Genomic DNA, 8,889 nt, shown 5'->3' with positions numbered 1-8,889 from the left:
CAGGCTGGATTGGTCTCACTGCGTGATGGATGGATCAAGCTTCACTACCCTGAGTGAAACGCCCTGTGCGGAGCCGCATGCAGGGTGTTGTGGGGACTGGGGGCTAGAAACCTCCGGTTACCCGATTAGCCCCCTACTTGCGTCAACCAATCACGCATAGCCATAGCCAACCGCTCTACATCCTCTGGTTCTAGTTCACCACTATGCATAATGATATTTCTCGATCGCTCCACAGATTTGAATATATGCTTTGCCCACTCGAAATCTGGAATAAAATCGGCAAAATGATCTGGATTAGTCGTAATAATTGCAGAGAGGTCCTCCAGCTCAGTGTAGTCGAGAAGACTATCCCCCCTTTTAGCGTGATACCTGATCTTATTCTCTTCGTCTCTCCGTGACTCTGCTTTTTTCCTTCTCTTTTCAGGTACACACTCCTCCCACCAGTTCTCGCCTACCACTTCTGGGTCCAGTAGACGGCTTTTAATAAAAGATCTGACTGACCGCTCGAATCCAGATATCGCTGTATAGACAACCGCCATTTCATTAGCTACTTCAATGTGCACATCTTCGATCAGCTCTAGCGGCAATCGTCTAGCTATTTTACTTTCACCATCAGAACGAAAGGAGTGATTAAGAGCCTGCCTTGTAAGCTGTCCTCGATAAACAAAAGAATATACTTGGTCAACATCTATTTTGGTCATAACAAGTGCTTCTTAAGGCTGGTGAACAATGCGTCAAAGACGGCTTGATCTCGAGAGTTTGGCAGAATCAATTGAATGTTGTAATGTAGCTCTAATTTCTTTTCCGCATCCGCTAGTTCTTCTTTCAATTGTGAGCTGTCGGGGGATTTATGTGGTGCCTGGTTCGCAGCCTCATTTTCTTTACTAACTGACTCTTTCTTAGCTTCTTTAGCTTTGCTTGGCTTACTCCAGTCGGCTTGCTCGCATAAAGCCGAAAAGGTCGCAGCCATATTATTTATTACGTTGTCCGACTTTTGGCCTTGAGTCAGGCTCTTAAATTTACCCTTTACTTGGGCAATCTCCATATTTTGAGCATCTTTTCTAAGATTAAATAAGTCGCTGTAAGCCTCCTCTATAGCCTCAGCTAAAACTCGCCCGGAGTTAGATTGGTCAAGAAATTCGAAATACCGTTGTTGAGGAACACCACTATCATCAATAAAACCCAGCCCCTTTAGTACGCCTACAAGCAACCGGTCATTACTACTTCGAAAATCCAAGTCTTTTAGGAATTGTTGAGTGAACCTTTCTGGGGCCCTTGCCGACTGAATTGCATTAAAAAATTCCCCTAAATTGCTCGTCTTCAGTAGGTACGCCGTCATCAATGCCATTTTATATTTCCTATTTCTGAGTTCGTTTCGTAGGGCTAACGCTTTGCCAAGGGGCAAATGCGAACGTTGTTGGGCGAAGCCCAGTGAGTATTTGTCCCAGCCGCGATTTTTGCGGCGAACTTACGCAACTTGTATGGTTCAGAAATCATCAAAATTCCTTTTCCTTTTGGGTAAATTAGAGGCCCACCCTCAATGGCCGTTGAGGGTCTTTATGCAGCAGCTCGATTGAGCGGCGGCTCCTCTTCTGAGAGACCGGTAACAAGTGGGTAGCGCTGCATAACTCTTAAGCAATAACTCGGACAGTCATTGGGGCCTCGAGCCCGCATAGCAAGCAAGAGTCAGCTTATTATGATGAACCAAAAAGAACAAATAGAAGTGAACGTAGGTGTAGATGTTGGTAAGTCGCAGTTGGATATCCAACTACATCCGCTGGATCTGCATTTCAGTATTGCTAATCACCAGGATGACATCCTTAAACTGGTCAGGATCCTAAAGGGTTACCCGGTAAAGCGCATTGTCACTGAAGCTACGGGGCGCCATGAGCATGCCTTTGTGTTTGCCTGTGACCAGGCAGGATTACCGGTGGTAGTGGTAGATCCGATTAAAGTCAGGCGTTTCGCCCAGGCCATTGGCGTATTAGCCAAAACAGACAAGATTGATGCCTCTGTCATTGCCTTGTTTGCTGCCAAGCTGGAGCCTGATATCAAGCCCATCCCCGGCAAGCAGGCAAGGTTAATCAAAGATCTTCTCGTCCGGCGAAGCCAGTTGCTGGAAATGGCGACAATGGAAAAGAATCGTCTGCATATTCTGCCCAAACCATTGCACATTCTGCCCAAACCATTGCACAGCTCCATCAAGAGTCTATTGAAGCAACTACAAAAACAGATAGAGAAGATTACCTGCCAAGTGGATGAACTCATCTGCCAGAGTAAAGCCTGGCGAATGAAAGTGGAAATACTCACTAGTGTACCTGGCGTCGGCAAAGTTCTGGCCTACACCCTGCTGACAGAGCTACCTGAGCTGGGAGAACTGAACCGCAAAGAGATAGCGGCATTGGTTGGCGTCGCGCCCATGAATAAAGAGAGTGGCAGTTATACCGGCAAACGGCGAATACGCGGTGGCAGGCACCGTGTGCGGACCGTCATGTTCATGGCCATGATGTCGGCCATCCAATGCAACCCGCTCTTCAAAGGCTATTACGAGCGGCTAAAGGCTGCAGGGAAGCTGCCCAAAGTGGCACTGATTGCCTGCCTTCGGAAACTGATAGTGATTTTAAATACCATGCTGAAAAACGAGGAGAAATGGCGTGAAAACCTGGCTTAATTTATTGACTTTTAACCACAGTCACTTGTTATGCATTGCTCGCCCCGAATAATTGATTAACCTTTGGCTGAATAAACCAAATACCTATAGGAAAAAACCAAAACAGGAAAAATGGACCTGAGTATGAGAAAAACGAAACATCTTGGCCTTGTTCTAATTTTACTAATTGTTTGGCGGTAAAACCAAGAGCGTAAAAAATGGCTGCCATTGCCAGCAAATGCATGACTATTACGTAGCCTGGAGGCTGTTTACCGGCACCAAAGAAAAAGAAACCGCCAAAGACTAGATAGACAAGCGCATAAACAAGCCCTGCTTGCATAGGTATTGGTGAAGATTTTAATTCAGGCGGTAAAGCTTTTGAGCATGCAGAAGAAACGGCCCAAAGCCAGCCAAAAAACAAGATGCCCATAAGGAGCGTTGGTATGACTAGCGCTAAGGCGCTGAGAGGACCACCGCTCATTGCAGAGCTAATCATAAGGCCTTGTGCTGCAAACATTGTCCCGACTAGAACAATGAAGAGCTGCCAGTGTTTAGCCTTTAGATAAATGCTCATAACTCTCCTTTATGCATAACGCTTTAAACAGCGGAAAACGCACGCGCCTTGGCCGCCTTTTGGCCTGCGGGTGGTTTTCCGCTGATTCAACTTGTTAGTTTTTTAGAACGGTAATCCACCATTTATTGGAATCAGAGCCGAGTGCGCACTGTTTACGGAGTAAACTTGACGTCCATTGGCTACTACAAAATTTTTGGCTCCTTCATCACTCGATTCACTTGTAGTAATGAACCCATGACCAAACTTATTGCTGCTATTTTTTTGCAAACAGAAAGATGCTGAAGACTTTGCTGGTAAGTTAGTATCTTGGTCGAGAGCAGAAATATTGACAGGGTACAGTAAGGCACCAGAGTATTTGCTACCATTTTGGTCAAACAAAGTAACTTTAAATCCAACATCAGAACTAGAGATGTTTGAGACGCTAAAACATGCCGTTTCTGATGCAGTAACTGTCCAGTACGGTATAACTGCATTCCCTGCATGAGCACTGAGGTTTGAGAAAGCTAAAGCTAAAATAGTATATTTTTTCATTTTCGATACCTTTTTATTAAAAACTAACAGTTATATAGCGAGCAAAACCCCGTGTTTAAACACAGGTCTTTGCCGTACTTTTACGTCAGACCTTTTTACCATGCCCCGCAGCCATTGCCCAGCTTGACTTATAGCGATACTGCTATGTTGGGCCGGGGAAAGGCGGGGGTTTACTAATATATTGCTGTTATGCGGCTTACAAACTATAACTGTACATACATACAGTTATAGTTCGGAGCCTGCTATGGCTAAATCGCCTTTTTTGCGCCACGTCGCCGAGGAAATGTACGCGAGGCGCTATGCCAAACGCACTATTGAATCTTACTTAAAGTGGATCAGCAGTTTTATCCATTTTCATCAGAAGCGGCATCCGGCCAGCATGGGTGATAGTGAGGTGGAAGCTTACCTGAATCACCTGGTCAATGAACTGGATGTAGCCGCTGCTACCCAAGCCTCAGCACTGAATGCACTGGTGTTTCTGTATAAGGAAATTATTGGTAAGCCTTTGTCCGTGAAGCTTAATTTTGTCAAAAGCCAGCGACAGCAAAAGCTGCCTGTGGTACTGACCTGTGGCGAGGTGAGACAACTGCTGGAGCAGGTTGCCGTTACCTATCGATTGCCGGCTTCGTTACTTTACGCCAGCGGCTTGCGCCTGATGGAGTGTGTTCGTTTGCGGGTGCATGATATCGATTTTGATTACAAGGCCGTACGGATTTGGAACGGCAAAGGGGGAAAACACCGGATCGTGACATTGGCCGCAGAGCTGCTCGATGATATTCGCCGTCAGATTACGCTGGTGGAACAGTATCTTGAGGCCGATTTAGACACGCCTGACTACGCTGGCGTCTGGCTACCGCATAGGTTGCAGCAGAAGTACCCTGGCTCCAAAAGTCAGTTGGGCTGGCAGTATCTGTTTCCCTCCAGACAATTGTCAGATGATCCGGAAACAGGCCTCACCCGGCGTCATCATATCGACGAAACCTGCCTGCAAAAAGCAATACGACAGGCCGCAAAAAAGGCCAAATTGGCAAAACATGTTACCCCTCACAGCTTGCGACACTCATTCGCCACCCATCTGCTTCAATCAGGCGCGGATATTCGCACCGTCCAGGATCAACTGGGGCATGCGGATGTCCGCACCACACAAATCTACACCCATATTCTGCATCAAGGTGCCAACGGGGTAACCAGCCCTTTTTCCAGACTGTGAACGCTCTCTCGCCTGCGAGTAGGTGAAGAACCCGGTTTCAGCAGCCGGCTGCGTGAGCAGGCGGTCTGCCTGCAAACTCTTTCCCTACAGATAGAGAAAAGGCTGAGAGGCAGTGTCGGGTTGGCCTTTGCGGACCTTATGCAGCAGGGATGTTGCGTAAGAGCCCCCACGGAAGGGTTCACGGCGTGTCTGCGAAGGCCAAGCCGGCGCTGCCTTTTGGCTTCTTTATTTGGTTTCATGTTTCCGACCAGTAGCAAAGCATCTGCCGGACAGAGGTCCTGAATCCGTCATGCTGAATTTATTTCAGTATCAGGATGACGCCTAAAGCCGACTCTACCTCTATCACTCCTCCCCGCTTCCGCCTAGACTAAAACAAACTCAATAAAAACAGAGGTTTCAATGGCCGGACAACAACGACAACTGACCCTGCGCTTTCTCGCCGAGCCGGCGGATGTGAATTTCGGCGGCAAAGTCCACGGCGGCGCCGTGATGAAATGGATTGATTTGGCCGCTTATGCCTGTGCCGCAGGCTGGAGCGGCAAATACTGCATCACTGCCTACGCCGGCGGCATCCGCTTTGTCCGCCCCATTCAGGTGGGCAGCCTGGTGGAAGTCAGTGCCCGCATTATCTATACCGGACGCACCTCTATGCACCTGGCACTGGACGTAATGGCCGGTGACCCCAAGGTCAGCGAGCGCAATTTAACCACCCACTGTATCGTGATTATGGTGGCGGTGGATGAACAGGGTAGCCCAACCCCTGTGCCTCAGTGGCAGCCGGACACCGAAGAGGATAAATACCTGCAGGAGTCGGCCATCCGCCTGATGCAGATGCGCGAGAAAATCGGCCAGGAGATGGAAGCCCATATCAAACATCTGGGCCTGTGATCAGCCAAATTAAAAAGGGGCCGAGGGCCCCTGGTGCAAGTCTGATAAACCATCAGAATGTAAAACGACCACCCAGATACCAGATATCAAAATCATCGGCGGCCCGGTAACTGGCACCGACAGACAACTGAGGGGTGAAATAGTAATTGGCACCCAGGCGGTACAGAGTCTCGGATTCGTCAATATCGATATAGCTGATGGAGCCATCCAGCTCAAGTTGCCCGGTCAGCATGGAACGTACGCCCACGGTCAGCCCATAGCCGTTGTCGTCACCCGACTCGGATTCGCCGTCCAAAGACGCCTTCAGCTCAAAAGATTCGTAAGACACTATGCCGTACAGGTCTGTTTGCCCTGACACCGCGTAGCGATAACCCAGGCCTGCGCTGAACCAGTCCAGATCCACATCCACCGACTCACCCAGCACCTGGAAGTCATCTGACAATGACGTGAAATCACCCTTGAGAAACACGCTATCGCCCAGCAGGGCCGAGCCGCTCAGATTGAAGCCCGCCGGGGAGATACCATCGGCATCGTCGATATCGGCTTTGGCATAAGACAACTCCACCAGGTTCCACTCGGGCGCAGCAGCAGAAACGGCAACGGAAAGCAGTGAAAGGCTGAAAAGTGAAGCCACCATAACTTGGGATTTCATTGAAATTGGTTCCTTGATTGACGAAAAGCGCCTCACCATTGGGCGCCCAGGAATTATGCGCCAACCGGCCACAAACGAAATAGAGGCAAATATCTTTAATCTGTAACAAGCTGTTGAAGCTGTAACCGTGCGTTATCAAAGGCTTTCCACATGTAATTGCACAGCCGGGGATCATCCCGCTCAACTGGATTTGTGTCCGCATAAAACGCACAATAGGGCCAATTTTTTACGCAATCCGGCAGGCAATGACTGACACAAGTTCCAAGATTGGCCTTTTCTATGGCTCCACCACCTGTTACACCGAAATGGCGGGCGAGAAAATCCGTGCGGCTCTGGGGGAAGAGCTGGTGGAAATGCATAATATCAAGGACGTGCCGCTTAGCCGGGCCGAAGGCTATGACATTCTGATCTTCGGCATCTCCACCTGGGATTTCGGCGAGATTCAGGAAGACTGGGAGTCCCATTGGGACGATATCCGCAGCCTGAATTTGCAGGGCAAGATAGTGGCCCTGTACGGTCTGGGTGACCAGATTGGCTATACGGACTGGTTTCAGGATGCTCTGGGTATGTTGCATGACGAACTGCTGTTACTGGGATGCCAGGTTATCGGCTACTGGCCCAACCAGGGCTATGAGTTTGCCAAATCCAAGGCGCTGACAGCCGACGGCGGCTATTTTGTCGGCCTGTCACTGGATGATGAAAACCAGTTTGACCAGACCGATGCCCGCATCAATCAGTGGGTGGATCAGTTACTGGACGAACTGCAACAATTGTGAGCTTATTACTCCAACCCTGCCATGTTGACCTGCCCTCCCTCTGCCAACTAAGGAAATTGGATAAGCCATGAACTCAGCCCCTATTCTGATTACCGGCGCTGCCCAGCGTATCGGGCTTTTTTGCGCCAAAGCCCTGCAGGAAAAAGGTCACAAGGTGGCAATCAGCTACCGTCGCCATCGCCCGCTGATTGACGAACTGCAAGAAACGGGCATCGATTGTATCCAGGCAGATTTTGCCACCACTGAAGGTATCGTGGCTTTTATCCGCCAGATTAAGCAGCGCTATCCTAAGCTGCGCGCCATTATCCACAATGCCTCTGACTGGCATAGTGACAGTGACGGCGACCTGACGGAGGTATTCGATCAGATGATGGCCGTCCATGCCAAAGCGCCGCTGATGATCAACCAGGCGCTGGCTGACAGGTTAAGTCATATCAAGGCCGATATTATCCATATGAGCGACTTTGTCGCCCAGACCGGCAGCGCCAAACACATGGCCTATGCCGCTTCCAAGGCGGCGCTGGAGAACCTGACCCTGTCTTTTGCCCGCAAGCTGGCGCCGCGGGTCAAGGTGAATGCCATTGCTCCGGCACTGATCAGCTTCAACGAGGGGGACGACGACCAATACCGGCAAAAAGTCCTGCAAAAATCCCTGCTCGGCATCGAGCCCGGTGAGCAGGAAGTCTTTAAGGCCGTCCAATGGCTGCTGGAGTCAGACTATATGACCGGCCGTATCCTGCATCTGGATGGTGGCCGGCATTTAAAACTCCCCTGAGATAAATGTGTCTGGCTCTCGCTTACACCGCCCTTATTTTCGTAACGGCCCGGATCACCGGGACGGTCAGGATGTGGGCTTTGCCGATATCGTCAGGACATTCGGCTTTCGCACCATCAGCATCGGCAGGTGGGTGAGCAAGGCAGAACAACAACTGGCCGCCAACCTGTTTTTTGACGCCCTTTGTGATCTGATGAGCATTCTGGCCGTGCCCGAACAGGTGATTTCCTTAAACGGCACCCTGTCCCTGGCCTTTGGCACCGGCGGCCGTAAGCACAGCAGCGCCCATTATGAGTCCACCAGCCGCACCCTGGCCCTGGCCAAGAATGCCGGCGGCGGCGCCCTGGCCCATGAATGGTTTCATGCGTTTGACCACTATATCTGCGCCAGACTGTTCAGGAACGCCAAACCGCAGGGTTTTGCCTCTGACTGCTGGCTCAGGCATCTTCCTGTGGTGGAACATCCTCTCAACCAGAGACTCGCAGACTGTTTCCGGTTGATGTTCCTGCACGGGCAGGAAGGCAGCGATTATCTGAAACGCGCCGTAAGCATCGATAAGAAACTGCAGATCTTCTACTATGCCCAGCCTCAGGAGTTGGCAGCCCGCGCCTTCGAGGCCCTTGTTCAGGACCAGCCCGTCAAGAATGCTTTCCTGGTACAGGGCACCAAGCAAAGCCAGGAAGCGGAAGTGGGCCTGTATCCCATGGGGCAGCACAGGGACGATATCGCAAAAGCCTGGCTTGGCTATTTTCATCTGCTGGGACTGGCGCTGGACCAGCGCAGCCCTTAAGTGCCGTCCCTTGAAAAATTCTTCCGCTGCAACCACTATGGCC

Annotated in this window: 11 protein-coding genes; 6 read left to right on the top strand and 5 right to left on the bottom strand. The window is 50.3% G+C overall.

What is annotated here, in order from left to right:
* Positions 1-125: 125 nt before the first annotated feature.
* On the bottom strand, positions 126-701 hold the full coding sequence (locus J0A66_RS03145; protein ID WP_206572302.1) for a Swt1 family HEPN domain-containing protein: 576 nt from the start codon (positions 699-701) through the stop codon (positions 126-128).
* The gene (locus J0A66_RS03140) at positions 698-1,348 is read right to left on the bottom strand and encodes a DUF5343 domain-containing protein (RefSeq protein ID WP_206572301.1); all 651 of its coding nucleotides are present in this window, start codon (positions 1,346-1,348) and stop codon (positions 698-700) included. The genes J0A66_RS03145 and J0A66_RS03140 overlap by 4 nt, the downstream gene beginning before the upstream one ends.
* 351 nt (positions 1,349-1,699) lie before the next feature.
* On the opposite strand from J0A66_RS03140, the gene J0A66_RS03135 reads away from it, so the two are divergent.
* Positions 1,700-2,671 carry an IS110 family RNA-guided transposase gene (locus J0A66_RS03135; RefSeq protein ID WP_439098858.1) on the top strand — a complete coding sequence of 324 codons (972 nt, stop codon included), beginning with the start codon at positions 1,700-1,702 and terminating at the stop codon, positions 2,669-2,671.
* A gap of 28 nt (positions 2,672-2,699) precedes the next feature.
* Here the strand turns inward: J0A66_RS03135 and J0A66_RS03130 are convergent, their stop codons facing one another.
* Positions 2,700-3,224 (bottom strand): hypothetical protein, encoded by a 525-nt coding sequence (locus tag J0A66_RS03130; protein WP_206572299.1) that lies wholly within the window; start codon positions 3,222-3,224, stop codon positions 2,700-2,702.
* A gap of 102 nt (positions 3,225-3,326) precedes the next feature.
* Positions 3,327-3,755, bottom strand: a complete 429-nt coding sequence (locus tag J0A66_RS03125) for a hypothetical protein (RefSeq protein ID WP_206572298.1) — start codon at positions 3,753-3,755, stop codon at positions 3,327-3,329.
* A gap of 244 nt (positions 3,756-3,999) precedes the next feature.
* On the opposite strand from J0A66_RS03125, the gene J0A66_RS03120 reads away from it, so the two are divergent.
* Entirely contained in the window at positions 4,000-4,965 is a 966-nt protein-coding gene (locus tag J0A66_RS03120; protein ID WP_206572297.1) for an integron integrase, read from the top strand.
* 399 nt (positions 4,966-5,364) lie between these two features.
* Complete coding sequence (locus J0A66_RS03115) at positions 5,365-5,853, top strand: acyl-CoA thioesterase (RefSeq protein ID WP_206572296.1); 489 nt, start codon at positions 5,365-5,367, stop codon at positions 5,851-5,853.
* Positions 5,854-5,905: 52 nt separating this feature from the next.
* Here J0A66_RS03115 and J0A66_RS03110 read toward each other — a convergent pair whose 3' ends face one another.
* Entirely contained in the window at positions 5,906-6,505 is a 600-nt protein-coding gene (locus J0A66_RS03110) for a porin family protein (RefSeq protein WP_206572295.1), read from the bottom strand.
* Between the two features lie 245 nt (positions 6,506-6,750).
* Here J0A66_RS03110 and fldB point away from each other — a divergent pair, with 245 nt between their 5' ends.
* From fldB to J0A66_RS03095, 3 genes are all read left to right on the top strand, one after another.
* On the top strand, positions 6,751-7,281 hold the full coding sequence (gene fldB, locus J0A66_RS03105; protein ID WP_206572294.1) for a flavodoxin FldB: 531 nt from the start codon (positions 6,751-6,753) through the stop codon (positions 7,279-7,281).
* A gap of 67 nt (positions 7,282-7,348) precedes the next feature.
* Entirely contained in the window at positions 7,349-8,056 is a 708-nt protein-coding gene (gene folM, locus J0A66_RS03100; protein ID WP_206572293.1) for a dihydromonapterin reductase, read from the top strand.
* A 7-nt stretch (positions 8,057-8,063) separates the two neighbouring features.
* A complete protein-coding gene (locus J0A66_RS03095; RefSeq protein WP_206572292.1) occupies positions 8,064-8,846 on the top strand; it encodes a CLCA_X family protein in 783 nt (260 codons plus the stop codon).
* Positions 8,847-8,889 lie beyond the last annotated feature (43 nt).

Source organism: Bowmanella dokdonensis (assembly GCF_017254865.1).
Lineage (GTDB): Bacteria > Pseudomonadota > Gammaproteobacteria > Enterobacterales > Alteromonadaceae > Bowmanella > Bowmanella dokdonensis.
This window is presented reverse-complemented; position numbering and strand designations above follow the sequence as displayed.

Bases quoted from the DNA above. Each gene is read 5' to 3' on its own strand.
- folM (WP_206572293.1), top strand. From the start codon at position 7,349: ATGAACTCAGCCCCTATTCTGATTACCGGCGCTGCCCAGCGTATCGGG.
- J0A66_RS03120 (WP_206572297.1), top strand. From the start codon at position 4,000: ATGGCTAAATCGCCTTTTTTGCGCCACGTCGCCGAGGAAATGTACGCG.
- J0A66_RS03140 (WP_206572301.1), bottom strand. From the start codon at position 1,348: ATGGCATTGATGACGGCGTACCTACTGAAGACGAGCAATTTAGGGGAA.
- J0A66_RS03110 (WP_206572295.1), bottom strand. From the start codon at position 6,505: ATGAAATCCCAAGTTATGGTGGCTTCACTTTTCAGCCTTTCACTGCTT.
- fldB (WP_206572294.1), top strand. From the start codon at position 6,751: ATGACTGACACAAGTTCCAAGATTGGCCTTTTCTATGGCTCCACCACC.
- J0A66_RS03115 (WP_206572296.1), top strand. From the start codon at position 5,365: ATGGCCGGACAACAACGACAACTGACCCTGCGCTTTCTCGCCGAGCCG.
- J0A66_RS03135 (WP_439098858.1), top strand. From the start codon at position 1,700: ATGAACCAAAAAGAACAAATAGAAGTGAACGTAGGTGTAGATGTTGGT.
- J0A66_RS03145 (WP_206572302.1), bottom strand. From the start codon at position 701: ATGACCAAAATAGATGTTGACCAAGTATATTCTTTTGTTTATCGAGGA.
- J0A66_RS03130 (WP_206572299.1), bottom strand. From the start codon at position 3,224: ATGAGCATTTATCTAAAGGCTAAACACTGGCAGCTCTTCATTGTTCTA.
- J0A66_RS03125 (WP_206572298.1), bottom strand. From the start codon at position 3,755: ATGAAAAAATATACTATTTTAGCTTTAGCTTTCTCAAACCTCAGTGCT.